The organism is Bradyrhizobium sp. Tv2a-2 (assembly GCF_000472425.1).
Lineage (GTDB): Bacteria > Pseudomonadota > Alphaproteobacteria > Rhizobiales > Xanthobacteraceae > Bradyrhizobium.
The window spans coordinates 440160-466952 of sequence record NZ_AXAI01000002.1; the positions used below are offsets into that span (position 1 = coordinate 440160).

At 62.4% G+C, this 26793-nt stretch carries 25 protein-coding genes; 12 read left to right on the top strand and 13 right to left on the bottom strand.

Annotated features, from left to right (window positions below):
* Nucleotides 1-1056 (top strand): ABC transporter ATP-binding protein, encoded by a 1056-nt coding sequence (locus A3AI_RS0105695; protein WP_502685733.1) that lies wholly within the window; start codon nucleotides 1-3, stop codon nucleotides 1054-1056.
* A gap of 5 nt (nucleotides 1057-1061) precedes the next feature.
* Nucleotides 1062-1901, top strand: a complete 840-nt coding sequence (locus tag A3AI_RS0105700; protein WP_024514646.1) for a phosphodiesterase — start codon at nucleotides 1062-1064, stop codon at nucleotides 1899-1901.
* Here A3AI_RS0105700 and A3AI_RS0105705 read toward each other — a convergent pair whose 3' ends face one another.
* The gene (locus A3AI_RS0105705; protein ID WP_024514647.1) at nucleotides 1902-2630 is read right to left on the bottom strand and encodes a CBS domain-containing protein; all 729 of its coding nucleotides are present in this window, start codon (nucleotides 2628-2630) and stop codon (nucleotides 1902-1904) included.
* 178 nt (nucleotides 2631-2808) lie between these two features.
* Here A3AI_RS0105705 and A3AI_RS0105710 point away from each other — a divergent pair, with 178 nt between their 5' ends.
* The gene (locus A3AI_RS0105710; RefSeq protein ID WP_024514648.1) at nucleotides 2809-3177 is read left to right on the top strand and encodes a hypothetical protein; all 369 of its coding nucleotides are present in this window, start codon (nucleotides 2809-2811) and stop codon (nucleotides 3175-3177) included.
* Between the two features lie 76 nt (nucleotides 3178-3253).
* Here the strand turns inward: A3AI_RS0105710 and A3AI_RS0105715 are convergent, their stop codons facing one another.
* Together A3AI_RS0105715 and A3AI_RS0105720 are read right to left on the bottom strand one after the other, a co-directional pair.
* A complete protein-coding gene (locus tag A3AI_RS0105715; protein ID WP_024514649.1) occupies nucleotides 3254-4801 on the bottom strand; it encodes a bifunctional aminoglycoside phosphotransferase/ATP-binding protein in 1548 nt (515 codons plus the stop codon).
* 19 nt (nucleotides 4802-4820) lie between these two features.
* On the bottom strand, nucleotides 4821-5804 hold the full coding sequence (locus tag A3AI_RS0105720) for a zinc-dependent alcohol dehydrogenase family protein (protein ID WP_024514650.1): 984 nt from the start codon (nucleotides 5802-5804) through the stop codon (nucleotides 4821-4823).
* 142 nt (nucleotides 5805-5946) lie between these two features.
* Here A3AI_RS0105720 and A3AI_RS0105725 point away from each other — a divergent pair, with 142 nt between their 5' ends.
* The 9 genes from A3AI_RS0105725 (at nucleotide 5947) to A3AI_RS0105770 (ending at nucleotide 15974) form a co-directional block, all read left to right on the top strand.
* Nucleotides 5947-6789, top strand: a complete 843-nt coding sequence (locus A3AI_RS0105725) for a universal stress protein (protein ID WP_024514651.1) — start codon at nucleotides 5947-5949, stop codon at nucleotides 6787-6789.
* A 64-nt stretch (nucleotides 6790-6853) separates the two neighbouring features.
* The gene (locus tag A3AI_RS0105730; protein ID WP_024514652.1) at nucleotides 6854-9547 is read left to right on the top strand and encodes a bifunctional acetate--CoA ligase family protein/GNAT family N-acetyltransferase; all 2694 of its coding nucleotides are present in this window, start codon (nucleotides 6854-6856) and stop codon (nucleotides 9545-9547) included.
* A gap of 262 nt (nucleotides 9548-9809) precedes the next feature.
* Nucleotides 9810-10946 carry an MlaE family ABC transporter permease gene (locus A3AI_RS0105735; protein ID WP_024514653.1) on the top strand — a complete coding sequence of 379 codons (1137 nt, stop codon included), beginning with the start codon at nucleotides 9810-9812 and terminating at the stop codon, nucleotides 10944-10946.
* Between the two features lie 2 nt (nucleotides 10947-10948).
* Nucleotides 10949-11728 carry an ABC transporter ATP-binding protein gene (locus A3AI_RS42270; protein WP_036047460.1) on the top strand — a complete coding sequence of 260 codons (780 nt, stop codon included), beginning with the start codon at nucleotides 10949-10951 and terminating at the stop codon, nucleotides 11726-11728.
* Nucleotides 11729-11732: 4 nt separating this feature from the next.
* The gene (locus tag A3AI_RS0105750) at nucleotides 11733-12836 is read left to right on the top strand and encodes an ABC-type transport auxiliary lipoprotein family protein (RefSeq protein ID WP_024514656.1); all 1104 of its coding nucleotides are present in this window, start codon (nucleotides 11733-11735) and stop codon (nucleotides 12834-12836) included.
* Nucleotides 12837-12986: 150 nt separating this feature from the next.
* Entirely contained in the window at nucleotides 12987-13700 is a 714-nt protein-coding gene (locus A3AI_RS0105755; RefSeq protein ID WP_024514657.1) for a helix-turn-helix domain-containing protein, read from the top strand.
* 89 nt (nucleotides 13701-13789) lie between these two features.
* A complete protein-coding gene (locus A3AI_RS48685) occupies nucleotides 13790-13930 on the top strand; it encodes a hypothetical protein (RefSeq protein ID WP_198030063.1) in 141 nt (46 codons plus the stop codon).
* A 116-nt stretch (nucleotides 13931-14046) separates the two neighbouring features.
* A complete protein-coding gene (locus A3AI_RS0105765) occupies nucleotides 14047-15018 on the top strand; it encodes a Bug family tripartite tricarboxylate transporter substrate binding protein (RefSeq protein WP_024514658.1) in 972 nt (323 codons plus the stop codon).
* A 224-nt stretch (nucleotides 15019-15242) separates the two neighbouring features.
* Nucleotides 15243-15974 carry a Crp/Fnr family transcriptional regulator gene (locus A3AI_RS0105770; protein ID WP_024514659.1) on the top strand — a complete coding sequence of 244 codons (732 nt, stop codon included), beginning with the start codon at nucleotides 15243-15245 and terminating at the stop codon, nucleotides 15972-15974.
* 21 nt (nucleotides 15975-15995) lie between these two features.
* On the opposite strand, the gene A3AI_RS0105775 is transcribed toward A3AI_RS0105770, so the two are convergent.
* From A3AI_RS0105775 to A3AI_RS0105820, 10 genes are all read right to left on the bottom strand, one after another.
* A complete protein-coding gene (locus tag A3AI_RS0105775; protein WP_024514660.1) occupies nucleotides 15996-17477 on the bottom strand; it encodes an ATP-binding cassette domain-containing protein in 1482 nt (493 codons plus the stop codon).
* Nucleotides 17477-18403 carry a branched-chain amino acid ABC transporter permease gene (locus A3AI_RS0105780; protein ID WP_024514661.1) on the bottom strand — a complete coding sequence of 309 codons (927 nt, stop codon included), beginning with the start codon at nucleotides 18401-18403 and terminating at the stop codon, nucleotides 17477-17479. The genes A3AI_RS0105775 and A3AI_RS0105780 overlap by 1 nt, the downstream gene beginning before the upstream one ends.
* 2 nt (nucleotides 18404-18405) lie before the next feature.
* Nucleotides 18406-19281, bottom strand: coding sequence for a branched-chain amino acid ABC transporter permease (locus A3AI_RS0105785; protein ID WP_024514662.1), 876 nt, complete (start codon nucleotides 19279-19281; stop codon nucleotides 18406-18408).
* Between the two features lie 112 nt (nucleotides 19282-19393).
* Nucleotides 19394-20632, bottom strand: coding sequence for an ABC transporter substrate-binding protein (locus tag A3AI_RS0105790; protein ID WP_036047553.1), 1239 nt, complete (start codon nucleotides 20630-20632; stop codon nucleotides 19394-19396).
* Between the two features lie 246 nt (nucleotides 20633-20878).
* Nucleotides 20879-21964 carry an amidohydrolase family protein gene (locus A3AI_RS0105795; RefSeq protein WP_024514664.1) on the bottom strand — a complete coding sequence of 362 codons (1086 nt, stop codon included), beginning with the start codon at nucleotides 21962-21964 and terminating at the stop codon, nucleotides 20879-20881.
* A gap of 114 nt (nucleotides 21965-22078) precedes the next feature.
* Nucleotides 22079-23083, bottom strand: coding sequence for a Bug family tripartite tricarboxylate transporter substrate binding protein (locus tag A3AI_RS0105800; RefSeq protein WP_024514665.1), 1005 nt, complete (start codon nucleotides 23081-23083; stop codon nucleotides 22079-22081).
* Nucleotides 23084-23165: 82 nt separating this feature from the next.
* The gene (locus A3AI_RS0105805; protein WP_024514666.1) at nucleotides 23166-23852 is read right to left on the bottom strand and encodes a cyclase family protein; all 687 of its coding nucleotides are present in this window, start codon (nucleotides 23850-23852) and stop codon (nucleotides 23166-23168) included.
* 33 nt (nucleotides 23853-23885) lie between these two features.
* Nucleotides 23886-25175: a TRAP transporter large permease gene (locus A3AI_RS0105810; RefSeq protein ID WP_024514667.1), complete on the bottom strand. Its 1290-nt coding sequence runs from the start codon at nucleotides 25173-25175 to the stop codon at nucleotides 23886-23888.
* Between the two features lie 43 nt (nucleotides 25176-25218).
* Nucleotides 25219-25734 carry a TRAP transporter small permease gene (locus tag A3AI_RS0105815; protein WP_024514668.1) on the bottom strand — a complete coding sequence of 172 codons (516 nt, stop codon included), beginning with the start codon at nucleotides 25732-25734 and terminating at the stop codon, nucleotides 25219-25221.
* A 35-nt stretch (nucleotides 25735-25769) separates the two neighbouring features.
* Entirely contained in the window at nucleotides 25770-26768 is a 999-nt protein-coding gene (locus A3AI_RS0105820; RefSeq protein ID WP_036047462.1) for a TRAP transporter substrate-binding protein, read from the bottom strand.
* Between the last annotated feature and the right edge of the window lie 25 nt (nucleotides 26769-26793).

Consider the following 26793-nt stretch of genomic DNA (forward strand, 5'->3'; position numbering starts at 1 on the left):
ATTGTCAGTGGACACGGCGCCGCCGTGCGCATCGAAAAATGCGGCAAGACCTTTGCCGACGGCACCCGTGCGCTGGAGCTGGCAACGCTCGATATCGCGCGCGGCGAGACGCTGGTGCTGCTCGGGCCCTCCGGTTGCGGCAAGACCACCATGCTGCGGATCATCGCGGGCCTGGAATTGCCTGATCCCGGCGGCAAGGTGCTATTCGACGGCAAGGACATGACCTCGGTGCCGATCGAACGTCGCAATGTCGGCATGGTGTTCCAGTCCTACGCGCTTTTTCCGAATATGAGCGTCGCGGAAAACATTGCCTACGGCCTGAAGATCCGCGGCATGCCCAAGGCGGAGCGCACGGCACGGGTCGCCGAGCTGGTCGACTTGACCAATATCGCAGGGCTCGAGAACCGCCGCATCGACCAGCTCTCCGGCGGCCAGCGCCAGCGCGTTGCGCTGGCACGTGCGGTTGCGATCCGGCCCGGCATTTTGCTGCTTGACGAGCCGCTGACCGCGCTTGACGCGGCGCTTCGCGAGCGGCTGCGCAGCGAGCTCAACCGCCTGCTGCGGGCGCTTGGCATCACCACGATCTACGTCACCCACGACCAGGCCGAAGCCATGGAGCTCGGCGATCGTGTCGTTGTAATGCGCAAGGGCGCGATCGCCCAGATCGGCTCGCCGCGCGAGATCTACTTTGCGCCGAAGGATCGCTTTGTTGCGGAGTTCATTGGGGCTGCGAACATCGTGGAAGCGCCCCTTGTAAACGGACAACTGGTGCTGCCCGGCGGACAATTGCCGATCGCTGGCGAGGGTAGTCGGGGCGATGCCATCGCCATGATCCGCCCCGAGACCATCCGGATCGTTGCAGCCGACGGTAGTTCGTTGTCGGGAACGATCGACAGCGTCAGCTTCATCGGTGATCGGCAGCGCTTCGTCATCACCGGCGCATCCCACAAACCGCTGACCGTCGATGCGCCGAATACGATTCAAGCCAAGGCCGGCGAGCAGGTCGGGCTGTCGATCTCGCCCGACGCGGTCAGGCTGTTGCCGTCGGAGAATTGAGAGCCATGTCAGAAAAACCCGTTCTCGTCGCGCAGATTTCGGATCTGCATATCAAGGCGCCGGGCTCGCTCGCTTATGGCCGTGTCGACACCGCCAAGGCGCTGGAGCGATGCGTGGCGACACTCAATGCCTTGGATCCCGCGCCCGATTTCGTGGTGATCTCAGGTGACCTCGCCGACACGCCGACGGTCGAGGAATACGACCACCTTGGCCGCTTGCTGCAGCCCTTGAAATTGCCGTACGCCGCCGTGCCCGGCAATCACGACTCCCGCGAGTTGATGCGGGCGGCTCTGCCGAAGGCGTCCTATGCTTTTTCTAGCGGTCCTCTCGACCAGAAGATCGAAGTCGGCGGCCTCGATCTCCTGCTCCTTGATTCGAACGTGCATGGAAAGCCGCATGGCGAGCTCGGCCAGCCGACACTGCAATGGCTGGAAGTCACGCTTGCCTCATCGGCCGATCGCCCGGCGCTGGTGTTCCTGCACCATCCACCTTTCGTCGCAGGCATCTGGCACATGGACAGCCAGAATCTGCAGAACGTCGGCGAGTTGGCTACGATCGTCCGGCGTCACCCGCGAGTCCAGCTCATCGCCTGTGGGCACGTTCATCGGGCGTCTCTGACGACGTTCGCGGGCCGTCCATGCACGATCTGTCCGGCGCCCAATCATGCCGTCGACCTTGATCTGGGTCATTTGCGCGAGCCGTCCTTCAAGGTCGAGCCGCCCGCCTTGCATCTTCACGTCTGGTTGCCAGGAGAGGGGCTCGGTACCCTGGTGACCCATCAGGTGCCGATCGGCACGTTCGACGGCCCGCATCCGTTCTTTGGACCGGACGGAAAGCTGCTGTAACTAGCCCGCCTTCTCCATGTCCTCGTCTTCGGGCGAGTTCAGATACATGCCTGACATGGTGTCGACCCAGCACAGATGGTCGTGCACTTTTTTCACGCCCTCGACGTTCTCCGCAGCGACGACGGCGGCCCGCCGCGCATTTTCCTCGGTGATGACGCCGCTCAGGTGAACGATGCCGTCCCTGACGATTACGCCGAGGCCGAACGGGCACCAATCGTTCTTCTCCATGGAGCTGATGATACGCTCGCGGATGTGATCGTCGTCGGCGGTCGGGTCGGGGACTTCGCGGGCTAGACCTGCAACAGCCTGCAGCAGGTTGGCGCGCGATACGATACCGACGATCTTATCGCCGCGGACGACCGGCAGCCGCTTGACATTGTTCTTCTCCATCAAGTCGACGATTTCTGCCAGCGCCGTGTCCTCGGTGATCGTCAATGGGTCTTTCGTCATCACCTCGGAAACCCTGCGACCGTGCTCATGGACGAAATCGGAGGCGGATGTGCCCGGGCCAAGGATGAAACGCAGCCAGCGACCACGTTTACGCTCGGTGCCGATCTCGCTGCGCCGAATGAAATCTCCTTCCGAAACGATTCCGATCAGCTTGCCGCCGCCCTCCACGACCGCGAGGCCGCTGACATGTCGCTGCAGCATGATGTTGGCTGCTTCGACGATCGTCGCATCGGGGGAGATCGTGATGACCGGCTTGGTCATGATTTGGTGGGCGCGCATGGGAGACTCCGCGAATTCAGAGAATGTATTCGATGCCAAACACGCTAATCCGTTACCGGAAGCCTGATTTGATCGAGGTCAAACCAGGCAGCCGGCGGCCAGCTTGACGCAGCTCAACGCAGGCCCTTGCTCAGGTACTTAAGCTTGAAATCGACCAAGACCTTATCGGGAGATTCACATGGCTGAGTTGTCCGAAATGCAGGCTGCCGGTATCGAGCCCCCAGCGGTCGAAGCCACAGGGCCGGTTGCCCGAACGAACAAGGGGATCCTGGATTTTCTTTGTGGCGTACAGCGGGTCGCGCTGGAGGAGGCCGTCTTCGCAACCGAAGAATGGCTCGATCGGGCGCGAACCGAGGCGCATCTGTTTGCCGAGTTCACCTCGAAAATGGCGAGCGCCCACTCGGTCAACAACGTGAAGACGATGTTCGAGGAATGCGGCCAGCACCAGATCGACTTCATCCGCCGCGATTGTGAGCGAATCTTCAAGCACAGTCGACGGACGGTCGATGCGGTGTCGCGCCTGTTCGATCGCCCATCCGAAGATTGATCTCACGTTCAGACGACCCAAGAGCAGCGGCGGCCGTCCGGGCGACTACGTCCACCCTTAAGAGAAAGGGGGCTCCCTATTTCGATATCACGTTCAGCGCGGCGAGCTTGAGGCACTTGCTCAAGGTCTCCTCAGGCGTGCCGGAGGCGTCGACGACTGCCCAGTCGAGTGAACCGACGTCATATTGCTCCTGGAGCCGGGCAACCTCCGCCGTTGCATCTGAAGCGTCTCCGGTGCGCCGCGAAATCCTCCCTTGCCGGGTCTTGAGGTCCGCAACCAGAAATAATCCTATGAAGCGAATGTGCAGTTGGCGCGCGACATCCTGGATCGCTGCGCGCTCGCTCTCGCGGGCAAAAACCGCATCGGCTATGGCCGAATGACCTTGCGAGAGAACATGGTCGACCTGCTGCGAGAGGAGATCATAGATTTCATCGCTGATCTCTGGCCGGTAGGCGGTCTCTGGTAGCTTCTCCTCCGGGGCAACTCCGAACAGCTGCTTTCGCAAGACGTCGCTGCGCAGGATGATTGCGCCCGGCTCGGGCGGGGCATAGGGGGCTAGTACGCGCGCCATGACCGATTTGCCCGTGCCGGACAGTCCGCCGACAGCGATCAAGCTAGGTGGGCGCGGATGGATCAATTGCTTGGCCAGATCAAAATAGGCCCGCGCGTCCTTGGCTGCGCTGTCGGAGTTGGCACGACCGGCGCGGGCCGGGAGCACATGCGCGCGGATGGCGGCGCGGATCGACATCAGGAGCGGAAGCGTCGTCAGCATGTCCAGATTCTCAGCTGGGGTGACGGAAAGATAGCGGTTGAGAACCGTGTTCGCCGCATCGCGCCTGCCGTAATGCAGCAGATCCATCAGCACGAACGCCAGATCGTAAAGCACGTCGATCGAGGCGATCTTCTCGTCAAATTCGATCGCGTCGAACAGGACCGGCTTCTCGTCGATCACGACAATATTGGCGAGATGCAGGTCGCCATGACAGCGCCGCACAAATCCTTCTTCGCCACGTCGCTCCAGCAACGGACGAAGGCGTGAAAATGCGGCTTGCGATGCGGCTCCGAGCTCTTCGACCTCGTCGGTGGAAAAGCAACCTGCTGCGCGCAGGGCGCTCGAATTGTTGGCGATGAGCTTTGGGATCGATTGCAGCCAGGAATCCGCCGACGCCACCGGCGCGGCACGGTGCGCGGCTGCAATGACATCGGCGATGGCATCCACAAGATGGCCATCAAGCGCGCCATCGCGTGCAAGATGGTCGATCGTCTTGCGCTCGTCGAATCGCTTCATTTCGACGGCATATTCGACTGGCCTGCCCGGTCCATCGAGGCTTAGCGTTCCATCGCCATCTTGCGTGATCGGTACGACGCGGCGATAGATTTGCGGTGCAAACGGCCGGTTCACCCTGATCTCCTGCTCACAGGCGGCCTTTCGCTTGTCCAGCGTCGAATAGTCGAGAAAGGGAAAGCGCACGGCGCGCTTGATCTTGAGCGCGCGATCGCCTTGCAGAAAAACCGATGCCGCGTGGGTGTCGATCCGCTGCACATCGCGGGGATGAACGGGATCGCAAAGGAAAGCGAACACTCTCTCCTGCATCCCGGCGTCGTCTGTCGCGGAACCTGTCATGTGTCACCGATGGCGCGCTTCACGGCCTCAGCACCGCGGCGCCCAGAATCTGGCCTGTTCGCAGCTTGGACAAGACCTCGTTGGCCTGATCGAGGGGAAATGCCGTCGTCTGCGTCTTCACGCCCGCCAGCGGCGCAACCTTGAGGAAATCCAGGCCGTCCTGGCGCGTCAGGTTGGCCACTGATACCAGCTGTCGCTCTTCCCAAAGCAGCGCATATGGAAAGCTTGGGATGTCGCTCATGTGAATCCCGGCGCAGACCACGCGGCCACCCTTTCGCACAGCACGCAGCGCGGCCGGAACGAGTTCACCTGCAGGCGCGTAAATGATCGCAGCGTCAAGCGGTCGATCCGGCGCATCGTCCGAAGCTCCCACCCACACCGCACCGAGCCGCCTTGCAAATTCCTGCGCGACGACGTCGCCGCCTCGCGTGAAGGCGTAAACCGAGCGGCCCTGCCATTTCGCGATCTGGGCGATGATATGCCCGGCGGCGCCGAAGCCGTAAATCCCGAGCCGTTCGGCGTTACCGGCCATCACCAGCGACCGCCATCCGATCAGGCCGGCGCACAATAGCGGCGCGATCGAAACGTCATCGCCGTCATCGCCCAGCGGAAAGGCATAGCGTGCGTCGGCAATGGTATGGCTGGCGAAGCCGCCGTCCCGGGTGTAGCCGGTGAAGAGCGGGCGGTCGCAGAGGTTTTCCATGCGTTCACGGCAAAATCGGCAAATCCCGCAGGTATATCCGAGCCAGGGGATTCCGACGCGATCCCCAATCCGGTGTGTTGTCACATTGGGGCCAATGAGATCGACGCGGCCGACGATCTCATGGCCCGGAACAATGGGGCATTTGATATCAGGAAGTTCCCCGTCGACGACATGGAGATCGGTGCGGCAGACCCCGCACGCGCCGACCGCGACGCGGATTTCGCCGCCGCCCGGCTGCGGATCGGGTCGTTCCTCGAGCCGAAGGGGCGATCCCTGCGCCGTGAGTACCATCGCGCGCATTCATGCTTCTCCCGGACAACGTAGTCTCAGCATAGGATAATTCGGCACCACCTTTTTGCCTTCCGCCGTCCATGGCGGCTTGAGCAAGATCAACTCGCACCTCGCCCGACTGGCTCACTGTCATGGGCAAAGGAGAGTTCCGATGGCGATCAAGGACATCCAGTTGCCGCTGGTCGGCGAACCCAGCGAGGCAGCCCGCGCTGCCATCCAAAAATGCATGGCGATATGCGGCGATTTCGGTGCAAGGGTGACGGCTGTTGCGGTCGAAGAGGACATTTCAGTTCGTCCGAAAGTGTTGATTTCCCCGGATCTCGATAATGCCGCTGCGATAGCGGCTGTCCGAAGCGTCACCGACGCGCAGGGTTTCCTGAAGATTTTCCATGACGTCGCAGCAAGCCTGGGCGTCCGGAGTGTAGCCGAGTTGCATCGGCTCGCGAGTGCCGATGTCGCCGACACGATTGCCCGTGCGGCTCGCCTGCACGACCTGTCGCTTGTTCCGGTCAAATCCCATCACTCGTTCTCGGAACGGCTGGTCGAACGGCTCTTGTTCGAATCCGGACGGCCGATGATCCTGTGCCCGGAGGAACTGGCCGCCGATCTTCCACTAGTGCTGAATGATGTCCTGATCGCCTGGGACGGCAGCGCACCCGCCGCAAGGGCGGTCGGCGACGCACTTCCGATCCTGAAAGCGGCCGAAACAGTCCATATCGTGACGGCCACCGATGATGCCACCGCGGAAGAGGTCAGATCCGGCAGGGCCCTGAGCGAACATCTGGCCGAGCATGGCGTCAGCGCGACATTCACAACCATCGGGATCAGCGGCAGTTCGATCGGGAAGGTGCTTGCGGCCCATGTGAGCGCGCACCAGGTCCATCTGTTGGTCATGGGGGCCTATCACCATTCAAGACTGAACGAGACTGTCTGGGGCGGGGTCACAAAGACCATCATCGGCCAGCCACCATGCTGGGTTATGATGTCGCGCTAGGCGCCGGCTGAAATTCGATCGAAATGCTGATAAAGCCGGACGGCCGCGAGCCGGATCATTGCCGATGTCGACGTATCGTCTGAACAGCCTCCTGTCGCCTCGTTCGGTTGCGCTGGTTGGCGCGAGCCCGCGCCGCGGCTCTGTTGGCGCTGCTATTCTCGGAAATATCCTGAAGGCGAAATTCGGTGGCAAGCTCGGTCTCGTAAATGCGCGGTATCACGAGATCCACGGCCTGACCGCGGTCCGTGGGCTTGAACAGCTTCCTTTTGTTCCCGAACTCGTCGTCATCACGACGCCGCCGCAATCCATTCCTGGGATCATTGATCAGGCGGGACGTCTTGGAAGCGCCGGTGCTGTGATCGTCACCGCCGGGTTCGGCCATGGAGCAGGTTCGTTCGCCGAGGCGGCGGAGCGCGAAGCGCAAAAATATGGCATGCGCCTCATCGGCCCGGATTCTCTCGGCATCATGATGCCGGGCGCCCAGCTCAACGCAAGTTTCGCTGCGCATATGCCCGCCGCGGGATCGCTGGCGTTGATATCGCAGTCGGGCGCGATCGCTGCCGGCATGGTCGATTGGGCAGCCCAGCGCGGAGTCGGCTTTTCGGGGGTCGTCTCGATCGGCGATCAACTCGACGTCGATATCGCTGACCTGCTCGATTACTTCGCGCTGGACGGCCGGACGCGGGCCATCCTCCTTTACGTTGAGGCGGTCAAAAACGCGCGCAAATTCATGTCGGCGGCGCGCGCTGCCGCGAGGGTCATACCGGTCGTGGTAGTGAAACCCGACCGCGCGACGCAACGCGTCGGCGCGGTCGGAACCCACAGTGGTACGCTGGCGAGTTCGGATGCGGTCCATGACGCAGCGTTCCGGCGGGCCGGGATCCTGCGCGTGTCGGACTTGCGGGACTTGTTCGATTGTGCCGAGACATTGGGACGGCCGGGATGGCGGCCGGGAAAGCGGCTGGCGATCCTCACCAATGGCGGCGGCATCGGCGCCCTCGCGGTCGACCGGCTCGTCGAGCTCGGAGGTACCCTCGCTGTGCTCGCGCCCGACATTCGCGAGAAGCTCGATGCAGTGTTGCCACCGACCTGGTCCGATTCAAATCCCATCGATATCGTTGGCGACGCGGATGCTGCGCGCTACGCTGCAGCATTGGAAATATTGCTGGCCGATCGCGGCAACGACGCAATCCTGGTGATGAATGTGCAGACGGCGCTCGCGTCTGCCGAGGAAGTCGCTGCGACCGTTATCAGTGTGGTCGGCGAGCATCGCAAGCAAAATGCCCGCTGGGCCAAGCCCGTGCTGGCCGTTTGGGTCGGAGGAGAGCCCAAGGCGGTCGAGTTGCTTAGTAGCGCGGGCATTCCGAACTATCCGACCGGCGGTGATGCGGTGCGCGGTTTCATGCATCTCGTGCACCATCGCCAGGTGGTGGACGAACTGATGCAGGTCCCGCCCGCGTTGCCCGAGAGCTTCGAGCCGAATACCGAAGCAGCGAAGCGCATCGTCAACACCGCGCTTGCCGATGGCCGCCAATGGCTGGACCTGATCGAGATCAAGCAGCTGCTCGCGGCGTACGAGATCACGATGGTGGCCACTTTTGCCGCCGCCGATCCCGATCAGGCCGTGGCCCATGCCTCGCAGATCTTCGCACGCGGTGCGACCGTCGTGTTGAAGATCAATTCGCGCGATATCGCGCACAAGTCCGATGTCGGAGGTGTCGTGCTTAACCTGACGAGCCCGGACGCGGTGCGCGCTGCGACAATCGACATTATGGCGCGCGCCAAGGCCCGCTGCCCGGACGCACGAATTTCCGGTGTCATCGTGCAGGAGATGGTGGTTCGTGCCAAGGCGCGGGAGCTTATCATGGGCCTCGCCGACGACCCGACCTTCGGTACGGTTGTGGTATTTGGTCGTGGCGGAACTGCCGTCGAGATCATCAATGACAAGGCACTCGCGCTGCCGCCGCTCGACATGCAGCTCGCTCGCGAGCTGGTCGGGCGTACCCGCGTCTCCCGCCTGCTGGGCGCCTATCGTGACGTGTCTGCGGTCAAGGCCGATGCGGTGCCGTTGGTGCTGGTCAAGCTGTCGCAGATGGCTGCTGATATTCCAGAAATCCGCGAGCTCGACATCAATCCGTTACTGGCGGATGAAAACGGGGTTACTGCGGTCGACGCACGCGTCGCCATTGGGAGCGTCGCACCGAAATTCCGGGGCAGGGGCCCGGCCAAATTCGCGGTGCGGCCTTATCCGTCGCGATGGGAACGGCATATTCAGGTGAAGGACGGCTGGCGCATTCTTGCGCGGCCTATTCGTCCCGAAGACGAACCCCTGATCCACGAGTTCCTGCGGCATGTCACGCCCAACGATCTTCGGCTGCGCTTCTTCGCGCCGATCAAGGAGTTCACCCACCAATTCATCGCTCGCCTGACCCAGCTCGACTACGCGCGCGCCATGGCCTTTGTCGCATTCGACGAAGCGACCAGCGAGTTGCTCGGCGTGGTGCGGATCCACTCCGACTCGATCTATGAGAGCGGCGAGTACGCCATCCTGCTGCGCTCCGACCTGAAGGGCAAGGGATTGGGCTGGGCGTTGATGCAGCTCATCATCGAATATGCCCGCTCCGAGGGCCTCAAGGAGATTTCAGGCGACGTGCTGCACGAGAACCACGTGATGCTCGACATGTGTCGCAGCCTCGGCTTCGAGGTGAAGTCGGATCCGACCGAGGCGGACATCTGCAAGGTCCGGCTGAAGCTCTGACGATTCTGTCTTACTGCGCCGCCGAGGTCCGATCGCTCGCGGTCGCTTCGCCACCGCAGCTCGTCTCCCGGCGTACTTCGATCAAACGTCGCTCATCCTCGCCAATTGCATTGGAAGCCTAAACGAGGGCGACAGGCGCTCTTTGATTTGCGTCGACGGCATGGCCGCACGAGGACAATTTGAGGTAAGTCAAACGCGACTGGAAGCACGGCCTTTACTAGTACGAGCTGGCTGCGAATGCTCGTCGAAAGGAATGCAAGTCTTGATATCCGAACCTGTGCTGACCGCTACGCCTTCGGGCGATCAGCTCGAGCTGCGCCCGGGCGGCGCCTGGGTCGCCGCCAATGTTGCCAGGCTCGAGCATCTGACCGAGGCGGTCGCGTCCGAGCTCGACCGCTCCGGCTCGCTGCGGGTCGACATGGCCGACGTGAAGGAACTCGACACGCTCGGCGCCTGGCTCCTGGAAAAGCTGTCCCGGGGCGCGGTGTCCCGGGGACATCGGGCCGAAATCGTCGGCATTGCCGATAATTATTCCGGCTTGATGGACGAGGTTCGGCAGGTCAACCGTCACAATCCCGCGCCGAAAGCCGCAGACAATCCCGTTCTCGCACGGCTCCGAGATGTCGGACGCGCTACCTTGAGCGCGCGCCAAGATGCCGTGGCCTTCCTGCAGATGCTGGGGGCGCTGTTTGCGGCGCTCGTCAACGTGTTGCGCAAGCCGCGCTCCCTGCGCCTGACGTCGCTGGTCTATCAGCTCTACCGGGTCGGCTGGCAGGCGATCCCGATCATCGTGCTGATTACCTTTCTGATCGGCGCCATCATCGCCCAGCAGGGCTTCTTTCATTTCCGCCGCTTCGGCGCGGAGTCCTACACGGTCGATATGGTCGGCATCCTGGTGCTGCGCGAGCTTGGCGTGTTGATCGTCGCGATCATGGTCGCGGGCCGCTCGGGCAGCGCCTACACCGCCGAGCTCGGCTCGATGATGATGCGCGAGGAGATCGATGCGCTGTCCACCATGGGGCTCAACCCGGTGGACGTATTGATCCTGCCGAGGGTTGCGGCCCTGGTGATCGCGCTGCCGATTCTCGCCTTCATCGGATCGATCGCCGCACTCTATGGCGGCGGCCTGGTCGCACAGCTCTATGGCGACATGTCGCCGGCGATCTATTTGGCGCGCCTGCATGACGCGATTTCCCTCGCCCATTTCGAGGTCGGTATCCTCAAGGCGCCGTTCATGGCGCTGGTGATCGGCATCGTTGCCTGCAGCGAGGGCCTGCGGGTCGAGGGCAGCGCCGAGTCGCTCGGCAAGCAGACCACGACCTCGGTGGTGAAATCGATCTTCCTGGTCATCGTGTTGGACGGGCTCTTCGCCATCTTCTTTGCATCGATTGGGATGTAGCGATGCAACAGGTGGATAAGGGCTTCGCCATTCGCGTGCGCGATCTCGTTGTCGGCTTTGGCCATCAGACTGTGCTCGACCATCTGTCGCTTGATGTGCGCAAGGGAGAGATCCTCGGGCTGGTCGGCGCCTCCGGCGGCGGCAAGTCGGTCCTGATGCGGACCATCATTGGACTGATCCCGCCGGGCAGCGGCGAAATCGAAGTCATGGGCAGGCCGATTGGCGACGCCGGGGATCGCGTGACGCAAAGCGCGGCAGCGCGATGGGGCATCCTGTTCCAGCAGGGCGCGCTGTTTTCGTCATTGACCGTGCGCCAGAACATCCAGTTTCCTTTGCGCGAAAACCTGGTGCTGTCGCAGTCGTTGATGGACGAGATTGCCACCGCCAAGCTCGAGATGGTGGGACTGGCGCCGGAAGACGGCGACAAATACCCTACGGAATTGTCGGGCGGGATGACCAAGCGCGTGGCGCTGGCGCGGGCGCTCGCGCTCGATCCCGTGATCGTTTTTCTGGATGAGCCGACCTCGGGCCTCGATCCGATCGCTGCCAGCGATTTCGACGCCCTGATCAAGACATTGCAAAAGACGCTCGGGCTCACGGTGTTCATGGTGACCCACGACCTCGCCAGCCTGAATGCGGTTTGCGACCGCGTTGCGGCGCTGGCAGACGGCAAGATCGTTGCGATCGGACCGATGCCCGAATTGCTGCAATCCGAGCATCCCTGGGTGCGGGCCTATTTCCACGGCAAGCGCTCCCAGATGCTGCAACCTCAAACGAGATGAACCGATGGAAACCCGCGCTCCTTTCGCCCTGATCGGCGCCTTCGTGCTGGCCGCCATCGTCGCCGTTTTCGGCTTCATCTACTGGCTGAACAACACCGGTGGCCTTGGGCCTCGCGCGAGCTATCACGTGCAGTTTGAGGGCTCGGTGCCGGGCCTCGTGGTAGGAGCGGCGGTGTTGTTCAATGGCATCCGCGTCGGCGAGGTCACGCAGCTTGGTCTCGCCCCGGACAACCCGCGCCGCGTCAATACTACGATCTCGGTCGCCGCGACCACGCCGGTGCGCGCCGATACCAAGGTGGGGCTGGAATTTCAGGGGCTGACCGGCGTTCCCGTGATTGCGCTCGAGGGAGGGACGCAACTCGCGAGTTCGGGCCAGGTGCCGACCCTGATCGCCGAGCCCGGTGCCGGTCTCAGCATGACGCAGGCCGCGCGCGAAGCGCTGAGCAAGGTCGATACGGTGCTGTCGGAGAACTCCGAACCGCTGAAGGACACCATCGCCAATTTCAAGACCTTTTCGGACGGGCTCGCGCGCAACACGGGAAAACTCGACGCCATTATCTCCGGCCTTGAGAAGATGACTGGGGGCGGCGCGCCTGTGCAGAAGGTAACCTACGATCTGCGGGCGCCGCAGGATCTCGGCACACCGACCAAGACCATAAAGGGGCAACTGGCCATACCCGAGCCGACGGCGGTCGCCATGCTTCAGACTCAGAAGATGTTGTTCTCGCCCGTCAAGGATTACCCCGACTTTGCTGATTTCCTCTGGGCGGACAGCATTCCGAAGCTGCTGCAGGCCAGGCTGATCGACAGTTTCGAGAATTACGACATCTCGCATGCGCCATTGCGTACGGCCGATCTGGGGCAGCCCGACTTCCAGCTGCTCATCGATATCAGGCGCTTTCGAATTGTGACCGAGCCATCGCCTGCGGTCGAAATTGCGCTGTCGGCGCGGCTCCTCGACAAGAACGGCAAGGTGATCGCCTCAAAGCTGTTCGAAGACAGCCAGAAACTGGATCAACTCGCGCCGGCCGCAGCGGTCGGCGCGTTCAGCGATAGCTTCGACCGGATTGCCAGGGAGATGATCGGCTGGAGCGTGCAGGCGCTATAGAGCGATCAGCCTTGGATTTCGGTCGCTCGATAGGGCTGCGATCGCCGCCGCGTTTGATCTGCGTCAATCGTCCTGCGGTCATTTGACTAAGATGTCATCGGACTGATCGGCGCGCACATCCGCGGCCGCCTGACAGCCGCGGAGATGGAGATGAAAGCTTTCCTGGCTGCGATCGGGTCAAATGGGCAATCCTGCGCCGATTGTCTGGTGCGCCCATTCAGCATCTGCGCCTCGCTCGACAAGACGGAGATGCAGGAATTCGAACGTCTCAGCCGGCACGCACACTTCGCGCCCTGCGAGACGGTTTTCGCCGAGGAGGAAATGGCCATCTCGTTCTACAATCTGATTGAAGGCGTGATGCGTCTCTACAAGCTGCTGCCCGATGGTCGCAGGCAAATCGTGGGATTTGCCTTGCCCGGCGATTTTCTCGGGATGACGGCGTCAGGCCGTAACGCCTTCTCGGCGGATGCAATCAACGCGGTCGCGGTCTGCCGATTTTCCAAAGTGTCTTTCCAGCGTTTTGCCGAGGACAAGCCGCATCTCCTGCGTCGCATCAACGAATTCGCGATCCGCGAACTGTCCCAGGCGCGTGAGCACATGGTGCTCCTGGGGCGTCGTTCGGCCGAGGAGAAGGTCGCAACCTTCCTGGTCAGCTGGCGCGATCGGCTGGCTCGGCAGAATGGGGCGTCAGCCACCTTGCCGTTGCCGATGAGCCGGCAGGACATTGCGGATTATCTCGGTCTGACGATCGAGACCGTCAGCCGCACCTTCACCAAGCTCGAGCGTGTCGGCGTCATCGAGATCATTTCCGGCGGCGTGCGTCTGCTCGATCCTGCGCGTGCCGAGGCTTTGGCGGCTGCTTAGAATCTCCCTCCATCGCGCGTGTCCTTGATCCGCGTCAACGCCCCCGTTTGCCCACAACGTCATATTGGCAACAGACCAAGGAGGCTCTCATGCCGTTTGATGCGCTGATTCTCGGCCTTGCCGTATCTGTCGTCTTTGTCGGCTTCGCAGCCGTGCTGGCTTGGGCCGATCATCAGTCCCGGACGACGACGCAGGCGAACGCGCCGACGCCAAAGCGACGGAGCTTCTAGGCCACCTCGCTCATCTCGCCCTTTGGCCGATTGCCAAGGCGGTGACGAGAGAGCAGTCTCTCCGCAATGATTGCGGCCAGCTTGCCGGACAGGCAATCGAAAAGTGGGAGTACGGGATGCGTTTGTCTCGTTGGCTTGCCGTGGTGCTCGCTGTTCTGGCCGCGGGCCCTGCTGCCCTTGCACAGGCGACTTATCCGGACCGGCCGATCAAGATGATTGTGCCGCTGGCGGCGGCCAGCGCCGTCGATGTGGCGGCCAGGATCGTCACTCAGAAGATGGCCGACAATATGGGCCAGCAGTTCGTGATCCTGAATCTGCCCGGCGCCTCCGGACTGATTGGCGCCGAGCAGGTCGCCCATGCCGATCCCGACGGCTATACGATCGGCGGCTTCAACGACAGCATCATGACCATGGTGCCGAACCTGCAGGCAAGGCTGCGTTGGGACATCCTGAAGGATTTCGAGCCGGTCTCGCTCGTTGCCACCGTCGAATGGGGCCTGATCACAGGCAACCAGACTCCCTACAAATCCGCCGCGGACCTGATCGCGGCAGCCAGGGCCGCGCCCGGAAAAATCGATTACGGCACCGGCGGCCCCGGCAGCCCGCAACATCTGGCGATGGCGATGTTTGCCTCCGCCGCAGGCGTCACATTGACGCACGTGCCCTACAAGGGCGCGACCCAGGCGGCGACTGATGTCGCTGCCGGCCAGATTCCAGTCGGCTTTCAGGGATTGGGCACGGTCGCCCCGCTGGTGCGCGGCGGCCAGGTCAGGCTGATCGGGGTCAGTACGCCGCAGCGGTTGACGCAGTTTCCCGACGTACCCACCATTTCGGAATCCGGTCTTCCCGGATTCCTGTTCAATTCCTGGTTCGCGATCCTGGCGCCGGCCGGCACGCCGAAGGACGTCGTCGCCCGGCTTAATGCCGAGGTGCGCAAGGCCGTTGCCGATGCGGAGGTGCGCCGCAAGCTGGAAGATCTCGGCTTTGTGGTGCGCGGCAGCTCGCCTGAGGAACTCGGCGCCATGACGCGCGAGCAACTCGCCAAATATGCGCGCGTGATCAAGGAAATCGGCCTCGGCAATGAGTGAGTCCACCCGCCTGCTCGACCTGCGCGGATACTCTCGATCTGAGTCGTCTCTAAGGTTGTATTATCCAGACAAATCGTAGAAAGATTGTTCTTTTTCTTCCCTTCTCAGCCTGGAATTTGGCGCGTTGGACTGACGCACTTCGGTGCTTTGTGGTTGAAAATGCCACGTTCCTTGACTAGGGAAGGAATGCGTGCCCCGCAGTTGCTCCAGGAGTCACAACCGGCGTGCCCCAGGAAAGCGTAGGAGATGCTCGCCGCGTCTCAAACAGCAAGCTATCGGTTCTGCGCCAGAATCCGATCTTCCGCGATCTTGAACCGGAAGCGCTGGACCAGCTTTGCCGTTATGCAAAGCACACGATCCTCAAGCGAGGTGCCACGCTGTTTGCCAAGGACGATCCCGGCAACAGTCTCTACGCCGTGATCAGCGGCACGGTGAAGCTCAGCGTTTCCTCGCCCGACGGCCGCAATGCAATTCTCAATCTGGTTGGGCCCGGCGAACTGTTCGGCGAGATGTCGGTACTCGATGGCCAGCCACGGTCGGCCGACGCCACTGCAAATACCAATTGCGAGATTTTCGTCATCGACCGCCGCGATTTTCTTCCCTTTGTGCGGAGTCAACCCACGCTCGCCATGAAGTTCATCGAACTCTTGTGCGCGCGCCTCCGCTGGACCAGCGAGCAGGTCGAGCAGGTCATCCTGCAGGACCTGCCAGGGCGACTTGCGAGCGCTCTATTGGGCCTGATCGAAAAGCGCAAGCCCGATCCGGCAAACCACACCATTTCCATCACGCAGCAGGAAATCAGCGAGATGGTCGGCATGACGCGCGAGAGCATCAACAAGCAGCTGCGGGCGTGGGCCGCACGCAATTGGGTCCGGCTCGAGCACGGTGCGATCGTCATCCTGGATACGTCCGCCTTGCGTGAACTCGCGGAAGCCGGCACGAGCGCCGAGGAATAAGCGGCCCTCTGGCTGCCGATCTCACAAATAGCCTTCGCCGGCCTCTGCCGCGAAGCGGCCTGGATCACCTTCCCAGACGATTCGCGCATGTTCCAGCACATAGACGCGGTCAGCGTGGGGTAGCGCGAAGGTCACGTTCTGCTCGCCCAGCAGCACCGTGATCGGGGTGGTCTGCCGGAGCTTCTCCAGCGCCTTTGAGAGTTGCTCCAGGATGACGGGAGCAAGCCCAAGCGTCGGCTCGTCAAGGATGAGAATTTTCGGCTGCATCATCAGCGCGCGGCCGATCGCAAGCATCTGCTGCTCGCCGCCTGACAGCGTCTGCGCCAGCTGGCCCTGACGCTCCTTCAGAATGGGAAACAGTTCGAACAGCCAGGTGAGCTGCTGGCCTCTCACTTCGTCGGTCAAATGCTGGCCGCCGAGGTCGAGATTTTCCCGCACCGTCATCTCGCCGAACAGCTCGCGCGACTCAGGACATTGCACGATGCCGCTGCGCGCGATCCTGGCCGGGCTGATCCCGCGCAGCTTCTCGCCGTCACGCACGATGTCGCCGCTATAGGGCAGGAAGCCCGAGATCGCGTTGAACAGCGTGGTCTTGCCGGCGCCGTTGAGGCCGACCACCGAGACGAATTCGCCGTGGTGGATGTGGATGGAGACATTCTCCAGCGCCTGCGCCTTGCCGTAGTGGACACTGAGGTCCTTGACCTCGAGCGCCGGCACCTTGTCCTTGAAGCTGGTCTCCGGCCGCGCGGAGGTCTCGATGGCGCCGCCGAGATAGACGCGCCGCACGGTCTCGTTGCGCATCACCTCGTCGGCGCGGCCGGTGACGATCTCCTCGCCGAGATACATCGCAAGCACCCGATCGACCAGCGCCGCCACGCTCTTGACGTTGTGATCGACCAGCAGCACCGCACGGCCCTCGTCGCGAAAGCTCTTGATCAGCTCGGAGAAGGTCCCGACCTCGGCCAGCGTCAGCCCGGCGAAAGGCTCGTCCACCAGCACGACCTTGGGATCGCGCGCGATCGCCTTGGCGAGCTCGAGCCGGCGCAGATCGGCGAAGGGGAGCGTCGGCGGCCGGCGGTCCATCACGCTGCCGAGGCCGACGCGGTCGGCGATCCATTTGGCGCGCTCGGTGAGCGCCTTGTCGGGAAACAGCATCAACAGGCTGTCCGGCAGCAGCGCCACCATGATGTTCTCCAGCACGGTCTGCCGGTTCAGCGGCCGCGAATGCTGGAAGACCATGCCAAAGCCCTTGCGCGCGATCTTGTGAGCCGGCAGGCCGGCGAGGTTCTCGCCCTGGAAGGTGACCTCGCCCGCGGTCGGGCGTTCAATCCCCATGATCGATTTCATGGCGGTCGACTTGCCCGAGCCGTTGGGACCGATCAGGCCGAGGATCTCGCCTTCGCGCAAATCGAGATTGAGGTTCTTGACCGCCGTGAGACCGCCGAAGCGCTTGGTCAGGCCGCGCACCTGCAGCGCGGGAAGGGAGTTGATGCGAGCATCCATCACGAGCGGGCCTCGCGCGACAGTGCAGCTCCAAGGAAGCCGCCGGGGAAGAACAGCACGACCAGGAGCGCGACAAAGGAGACGATGAAAGTCGCAAGCTCGCCGGTCGGCCGCAGGAACTCGCCCGCGACGATCAGGAAGATCGCACCAAGTGCGGCGCCCAACACCGTGCGGCGGCCGCCGAGCACCGCAGCCACGATGACGTTGACGCCGACAGCGACGTCGACAACGGTGCCGACCGAGGCGGTGCCGAAATAGAACACCAGCAGCGCCCCCGAAAGTCCCGAGAAGAAGGCGCTGACAATGAAGGCGAACAGCTTGTGCTTGACGATGTTGAAGCCGAGCGCGCCGGCCTGGACCGGATCCTGCCCGCTCGCCTGCAGCACCAGCCCGATCGGCGATTGCGACAGGCCGTAGAGAATTGCGGCACTGATCACCATGAAGCCGAGTGCGATCCAGTAGTTGATGTTGGCGCTGATGGTGATGACGTCAGGAATGGTCAGGCCGATCTCACCGCCGGTGAGATCGGCGAACACCACGACGAAATTCTGCAGCATCAAGACGGCGACCAGCGTGGTCAGGCCGAAATAGGGACCGCGGACCCGCAGCGCCGGCAGCGCAAGGACCAAACCGGCGATCACGGAAGCCATGGCGCCGAGGAAGATGCACAGATAGACCGACCAGCCATATTGGTTGTTGAGGATGCCGGCCGTATAGGCGCCGACGCCGATCAGGAAGGTCGGGCCGAAATTGACCTCGCCGGCGAAGCCGAACAGGAGGTCCCAGGCCATTGCGAACACACCGAAATAATAGGCGACGGTGAGGAGCCCCAGCACGTAGCCGGAAACGTAGAGCGGCAATGTCGCGGCGATCGCGACGACCACGATCGATATCAGGAATAGCCGCGATTTGAAGAAGTCGGTCATGCTCAGCGCCTCCCGAGCAGGCCTTGCGGCCTGACATACATGACTGCGACCAGGAGCAGCAGGGCAGGGATGGTTCGATAGGCCGGTGAGATCAGATAGGCCGTGACCGTCTCCAGATAGCCGACCACGAAGGCCGCGATGAGCGAGCCGGACACGCTGCCGAGGCCGCCCAGCACCACGATCGAGAAGGCGCTCGCGGTGAGCGGTCCGACGCTGTAGGAGCTGACCCCTAGGAACATGCCGAGCAGCACGCCGGCGATGCCGGCTAGCACGCCATAGATCGCCCAGACCACGAGATAGATGCTGTTGAGCTCGAGCCCGAGCAGGGTCACGCCGCGCGGGTTCATCGAGGCCGCCAGCACCGCCTTGCCGGTCCGTGTGCGGTTCACGAGCAGCCACAAGGCGCCGATCACTACCCAGCAGACGACGGCCGTGAAGATTTCGTTCTTGGGCGTGCGCACGCCCAGGATATTGACGACGCCTTCGATGATCGGAAGCACGGTCTTCGCGTTATTGGTGAAGAAATATGCGATCAGCTCCTGGATCATGATCCCCCAGAGCAGCGTGCCGGTCAGGACGAAGATTTCCTTCTCCTCATTGGGAATCCGCTTCGATTGCTGGATCGGCTGCACTACCGCGAAATAGGTCGCGAAAGACGCAATCAACGCTACCGCGACGCCGATCAGCGCGCCGGTATAGGTGTCGGTATGCAGCACGCTCGCGGCGGCCCAGGCGGCGACCGCTGCCAGCACCATGATGGCGCCGTGCGACAGGTTGAGCACGCCGGACACGCCGAAGATCAGTGTGAAGCCCATCGCGCCGAGCGCGTACAGGGCGCTGACAGCAAAGCCGTCGATCAGGATCTGTAAAGCAAGCATCTAATGCGGCCTCGGCAAAACCTTGGCCTTCACTCCCCGAAATCGCGAGACAGGACGAAGCTCCCGGGACCATGTACGCGACCTGGCCCGGGAGCGTGCTCTCTTTACATTGTCAGTTCGAGGTCAGCTTGATGAAGCTTGGGAACTTCATCTCGGACTTGGCGACGTTCTTGGGCCAGACGGCCACTTGCTGGCCGTCCTGCCATTGCAGCATCAGCCCGGTGATCAGGCCGGGGCCATATTTGATCGAGTGGGTGAATGGGTCGTCCTTGCCATAGAACTGGACGCGGCCGATGGTGCCTTCCCAATCGGTCTTTTCCAGCGCCTCGATCAGCTTGTCGGCATCGGTCGAGCCGCCCCGCTTCACGGCATCGGCGATGTAATAGACCTCGTCATAGGCTGTGTAGCCGGCGTAGGACGGATAGTTGCCGAACTTCGCCTTGAAACCATCGGCAAAGGGGACCGACTTCGGCGTCACCGCGACGCCCGGGCCCGAGACGCCCTGATAGAGCACGCCATTGGCTGCGTCATTGGTGTCCTTGCCGAAGGTCGAGTTGGTCGCCTGCGACGAGATCCCGAACATCGGGATCGGCACCTGCTGGTTCTTCCACTGTACCGTCGGCTGCACGCCGACATGCGAAATGCCGGTGATGATCACGTCAGGCTTGGCCGCTTCGATCTTGTTGAAGATCGGGGTGAAGTCGGTGGTGTCGGGCGAGAAGCGGATGTGGTCGAGCACTTTCAGCCCGATCTTGGGCAGGCACTCCTCGTAGCCGACGTCGAGCGGCTTGGTCCAGGCGGCGTCCTCGCTCATGATCACCGCGCTCTTCATGTGCTTCTGATCGACCAGCAGCTCCTTGGCCGCGTCGCAGACCGATTGCGCAAGTGCTGCCGACGTCAGGTAGCCGTGGAAAGTGTATTTGTTCTTCTCATAATCGGCATGGACGCTCTTGCTGATCTCGTTAGAGGCCGCACCCGGCGTGACGAAGGGGGTTTTCAGGCGCGAGGCCCAGGGCTCCAGCGCCAGAACAACCTCGCTGATATAGCTCGCGATGACGATGTTGACCTTGTCCTCGTTCACCGCGCGCTGGAACGCGCGGACGGAATCGGCCGACGAGGAGTGATTGTCATAGGTGATGACTTCGATCTTGCGGCCGTCGACGCCACCCTTGGCATTGATTTCGTCCGCCGCCATCTGCGCGGCCTGCGGGATCGAGGCGCCGGCGATCGCCTGCGCCTCGGCGATGACGCCGATCTTGATAGGGTCGGCGGCGAGTGCCGGCGTCAGGCTGGTCAAAAGGCCGAGGGCCGTTGCGCAGAGCAGCGCGGGCACTGACCAATTGGGGGGCATCGTTTTCATCTTTGTTTCTCTCCACTTAGTGTTCATTCTGCCTTGGCCGGCATTGTAACGGCGCGCGCGGTTGCAGCAAGCAAAACCGGGGGTGACTCCGGTTCGCCAAAGCAGAACTAAAGTCGAAAGCCTGCTTTATATGCAGACTGATGCATCGATAACGGTGACGACCCGCCTGCCGTGGGGTCCGCTTCTTCCGATGGGAGACGCGGACCGGGTTCCCATTCAATCCGATCTCATCGCGCTCTACGCGGTAAAATTGAACAGCTTCGCCGCGGTGCGGCCGAGAATGTCCGCTTTCTCGTCCTCGCTCAGCGTCGTGCAGGCGAAGATGTGATCCACCGGCTGCATCTGCCAGGGATAGGGATAGTCGCTGCCAAGCACGATCTGGCTCGCGCCGACCTGCGCCACGAGGTGACGGATGGCCTCGGGCGTAAAGACGAGCGAGTCGAAATAGATCTGCTTCAGATATTCCGTCGGCTGCTTCTTCAGCTTCACGTCCGGATTGCAGCCCTTGGGACCGACCAGACAGGCGTGGTCGGAACGATCGGCATAGGAGGGCAGGTAGCCGCCACCATGGGCTGCGATCACTTTCAGTCCGGGAAAGCGATCGAAGGTGCCTTCGTAGATCAGATGCGACAGTGCGATCGTGGTCCCTAAGGGATTGGCGATGGTGTTGCCGAGCCAGCCGTTGCCGGCGAGGCGCTTGTTCAGTTCGGGGAGGCCCTGGGGATGAATGAACAGAGGGACACCGAGTTCTTCGGCCTTGGCCCAAACGGGATGGAACTTCGGGTCGGAGAACTCGACGCCGTTGACGACGTCGCCGATAGCAGCTCCCTTCAATCCGTGCTTCTTCACCGCGGTCTCCAGCTCCTGCACGGCAAGGTCCGGCGCCTGCAGAGTGAGCGAGGCAAAGCCTGCGAAACGGTCCGGCTTGGACGCGCAAAGCTCGGCAAGCTTCTCGTTCTGGATTTTGACGATCTTTGCGGCGAGGTCGCGGTCGCGGTCATACCAGAATGGGTTGATCGAGAGCACTTCCATGTCGATTGCTTGCGAGTCCATCGCGGCGATGCGCTTGTCGATCTCGATGAAAGCCTCTTCCGCCCCGTTGACCGGCGGCACCTGTATCTTGGCCGCGTCCGCTCCGAGCAGCGCGCCGGCCTCGTGGAAGTGGCAATGGGAGTGGACGTCGACTGTCTTGATGCGCTTGCCGCCCACCGTGACCGGCAGCGTCTGGCGCGTTGCTTGCGCATGTGCGGACTTCAACAGACCGCAGCTGCAAAAGACGACGCCGGCGGCGCCCGTTTTCAGAAAATCACGGCGCGTGGTCATGATGGCTTCCTCCCTGGATTTTTATCGTGTTTTGGATTTTGATTTGAGCACAACCTAAGACAGCCAAGCCGTCGGCAGCAAGATACCTGCGCGAGGCGCGTAGCGCATGGCTGGTCAAACCGGCTTGATGCCGGCCTTCACAATGATGTCACGCCATTTCGGCACTTCGTCCTCGATCCGCTTCCGCATGCCATCGGGACCGTTGGCCAGCACTTCGAAGCCGTCCTTGCGCAATTGTTCGGCAACCTCGGGCCTTCGGAGAATTTCGGTCGATTTGGCGGCGAGCTGTCGGACGATGTCGGGTGGCGTCTTCGCAGGCGCGAGAAAGCCCTGGAACGTGTCCGAAACGAAATCCTTGTAGCCAAGCTCGATCATGGTCGGCACATTTGGCAGGTCGAACCATCGGCTGGTGCCGGTAACGGCCAGCGCCTTTAGCGCGCCGGCCTCGATATGCGGATGCGCCGGCGGCAATGCGGCGACCGCAATCTGTGTCGTGCCGCTCAGGACGGCCTGGACCGCCGGACCTGCGCCCGAGAACGGCACATGCGTCATCTCGATTCCGGCGATGATCTTGAGCAGTTCGCCTGTCAGATGCGGGGTCGTGCCGATGCCGGGGCTGGCATAATTGAGCTCGCTCGGATGGTCCTTGGCACGCGCAACGAGCTCGGCGATCGAATTTATGCCCTGCTTCGGATCGACCAGGATGACGTTGGGCGAAGTGCCGAGTTCGGCAATGGGCGCGAAATCCTTGTAGGCGTCATAGGGCGTCTTGGCATAGAGCCCGGGATTGACAACATAGGCGCTCGAGGTGAGCAGGAGCGTATAGCCGTCCGGCTCAGCATGGGCGGCAATGCCCATTCCGATGTTGCCGCCGGCGCCGGGGCGATTCTCGATCACCACCGTGCCGCTGATCGCCTCGCCAAGATGATTGGCAAGGATCCGCGCCATGATATCGGTCGGGCCGGCCGGCGCAAATGGCACGATGATCTTGACGGGATGGTCGGGGTAGCCGGCCGCCCTCGCAGGCGCCAGGCCAAATCTTACGCTCGCAGCAGCGCCTGCGAGAACACCGGCGGCGCGGAACACCTCGCGCCGCGACGGACGTATTGGATCGCCCATCCTGCACCTCCCTGACTTGATCGCCCGGCTCGTGCCGGGTCTGTTCTTCGCGCTGCGACCGGCGGCGCGGGCCGACCCTATATCACATGTCGAATACCGCAACAGCGCGGATCGGGGAGGCCGTGCCCTCGCGCATTTTCATCGGCAGGCCGATAAAAGTGAACCGGCCCCGGCCGAGCAGGGTCTCCAGATTGCACAGGCTCTCGATATGGGTGATGTCGAGATCGAGGCAGGCCTTGTGCACCAGCAGGTTGACGTCGCCCATCGGGCCCGGCCGCATCGAGTCGATGCCGAAATGCACAACCCCCTGGCGGGCAAGCCATTCGGTTGCAGCGACATTCACGCCGGAATTGTCCGTTGCATAGTCCTTGCCTGGAAAGGTGCGGGCGTGGTGGCCGGTGCAGAGCAGAACGGTGCCACCCTTCGGCACGGCGAGTCCTGTCTGTTTCACGGCCGTTTCGAGATCATCAGGCGCAATCTCCGCGCGTGGTGCGATGTGCCGCAAGTCGAGGCAGATGCCGGGCACGATGCACTTCTCCAGTGGATACTCGTTGATCGGTATGCCGCCCTTGCCGAAATGCCGGGGGGCGTCGATATGGGTGCCAGCATGGTCGGGCATCGAGATGAACATCGACGACAGCCCCCACACCTGGCCGGATTCGGCGAAAGCATCCTCGTGGCCTTTCCAGACGCCGTGGATGATCGGGGGGTGCCCGGGGTAGGTCGGTGCGCGGTGATAGAGTTCGCGACTGAGATCGACGATTTTCATTTCAAGAAGCCTCTGACCCAAGAGGCCCGCAGGCTAACGCAACACATGGCCGGGCAGCCAGAGCGATATTGCAGGGATGTAGGTCACGAACATCAGGACTACGAACATCACCGCATAGAACGGCCAGATCTTGCGCATGACCTGTTCGATCGTCACCTTGCCGACCGCGCAGCCGACGAACAGGATCGAGCCGACCGGCGGATGGCACAGCCCGATGCCGAGATTGAGCAGCATGATCATGCCGAAATGAACCGGGTTGACGCCGAAATTCTGCATCACCGGCAGCAGGATCGGCGTCGCGATCAGGATCGACGGCGCCATGTCCACCAGCGTGCCGAGTAGCAGCAGCAGCACGTTGATGAGGAACAGGATGACGTATTTGTTGCTGGAGATGGACAGGAAGAACGCCGTCATCTTCGCCGGCATCTGCGTCAAAGCCATGATGTAGCCGACGCTGGAGGCGCATGCGATCAGGGTCATCACCATCGCAACCGTGCGCAGTGTCCGGTGCAGCAGCACGGGCAGGTCGCGCCAGCGATAGTCGCGGTAGATGAACATGGTGACGAAGAACGCCCAGAGGCAGGCCACCGCGCCGGCCTCGATGGCGGTGAAGATGCCGCCCAGGATGCCGCCAAGAATGATGACGAGGGTGATCAGGCCCCAGGCCGCATCGATGCAAATGCGCAGCGCGTCCTTGACCGGCACCATCTGTCCCCGCGGATGGCGTTCGCGGTAGGCGATCACGACGCAGAGGATGATCAGCGAGAGGCCGAGCAGGAGCCCCGGGAAAACGCCCGCCATGAACAAGGCGCTGATCGAGATCGTCCCCCCGGTGGCGAGGGAATACAGCACCGCATTGTGGCTCGGCGGCACCAGCAGCGCCTGCACCGAGGAGGTGATGGTGAGGTTGGTCGCGAACACACGCGGATAGCCCGCGCGCTCCATCTGCGGGATCATCACCGAGCCGATCGCCGAGGTGTCGGCAACCGCCGAGCCCGAGATGCCGCTGAGAAACGTCGTCGCCAGCACATTGACGATCGAGAGCCCGCCGCGCAGGCGGGTGAAGCCGACCAGCACGTCGGCAAAGGCGACCAGTCGCCGCGCCATGCCGCCTTCGGCCATGATCGCGCCGGCGAGCACGAAGAAGGGAATGGTCAGCATGGCCACCTTGCTGACGCCGTCCGAAATCTTCAGCATCAAGGCTTCTAACGGGATGCCAATCGAGAGCGCGCCGGCGATGGCTGCCATCGCCAGCGAATAGGCGATGGGCATGCCGATCAAGAAGCAGAACGCCATCGTCGCGAGCAGGATGAAGATATCCATTGTTGTCTACCGGCTCTCTCTTTCGGTCTTCTCTCGTGCCTGATCAGTCGAAGGACGGGGCTTCGGAGCCGTGCGTAATCGGATCGGGCGGGAGCCCCAGGAAAATCCGCTCGATGATGAACAGCAGCAGGCAGAACCCGCCGATCGGGATCGGCAGATAGGTGATGCCGACCGACAGGAAGGGGAAATCGGCGATGGTGTTGTGCCAGGTCACCTCGACCAGCCGCTCGCCCCAGATGATCATGAACAGCGCAATCACCGCCATCAGCAGCTGGACCAGCAGGTCGAGCAGCCGCCGCCCGGCTGGCGGCAGCTTGTTGGCGAAATAGGCGACGTTCATGTGCAGGTTGAGCCGGTAGGCGGCGGCGGCGCCAATGAAGGTCAGCACGATGGTGAGGAGGATTGCAAGCGGCTCAGGCCAGGACGCCGCGCTGTTGAGCACATAGCGGGTGAAGACCGCGTAGGGGATGACGGCGGAGATCAGCACCAGCGCCGTGGTGCCGACCACCACGCATGCGAGGTAGAGATAATCCATCGTCCGGCGAAACAGTCCCGCCATTCCAAACGCCTCCCGATGTGATTTGCGTTCCGCGATCAGATCGCCTGGATGCGCTTGATCATGTCCTGGTATTTCGGGCCGTATTTGTCCCACACCGGCTTCACCGCCGCCTGGAACGGCGCCTTGTCGGCGATCTCGACGATCTCGCAGCCCGCGGTCTTGGCCTTGTCCATCGCCTGCTGCTCATATTTCTTCCACAGCTCGCGCTCTTCGAACTGCGCCTCGCGGGCGAATTTCTTGATCAGGTTCTGATCGTCGGCCGACAGCGCCGTCCAGGCCCGCTTCGAGAACAGCAGCACCTCAGGGATGACCAGATGCTCGGTCAGCGAATAATATTTCGCCGCCGTGTAGTGATTGGAGAACACATAGCTCGGCGGATTGTTCTCGGCGCCGTCGATCACGCCCGTCTGCAGCGAAGAGAAGACCTGGTCATATCCCATGGCGACGCCGTTGCCGCCGAGCGCGTTCATCATGTCGATGAAGATGGGGTTGCCGATCACGCGGATCTTCAGGCCCTTCAGGTCCGCGACCGTCTTGATCGGCTTCTTGGTGTTGTAGATCGAGCGCGCGCCGGCATCCATCCAGCAGAGCGCGACGAGGTTGGCATTGGCGTTGGCGCTGATCTTGTCGAGCAGCTCCTGGCCGATATCGCCGTCCATCATCTTCTGCGCATGCGCCATGTTCTTGAACAGGAAGGGCATGTTGACGACGTTGATGTCGTCGACGATCGGCCCCAGCGCGCCGGCCGAGACACGCAGCATCTGGATCGCGCCGATCTGCGTCTGCTCGATGGTCTCCTTCTCGCCGCCGAGCTGGGCGGACGGATACATCTGCACCGTCAGCCGCCCATTGGTCGCGGCCTCCAGCTTCTTGCCAAGGCTTTCGGTGGCGGCAACCGTCGGATAGCCGGCGGGCTGGACGTCGGAAGCCTTGAAGCTGGCCTTTGATTGAGCGAGGGCTATCGAGAACGGCGCGGAGCTCGCCGCCGCTGTCGCCAATCCGGCTGTCAGTCTGATGAAGTCGCGGCGTTTCATAATATCCTCCCACTCTCGCTTTGTT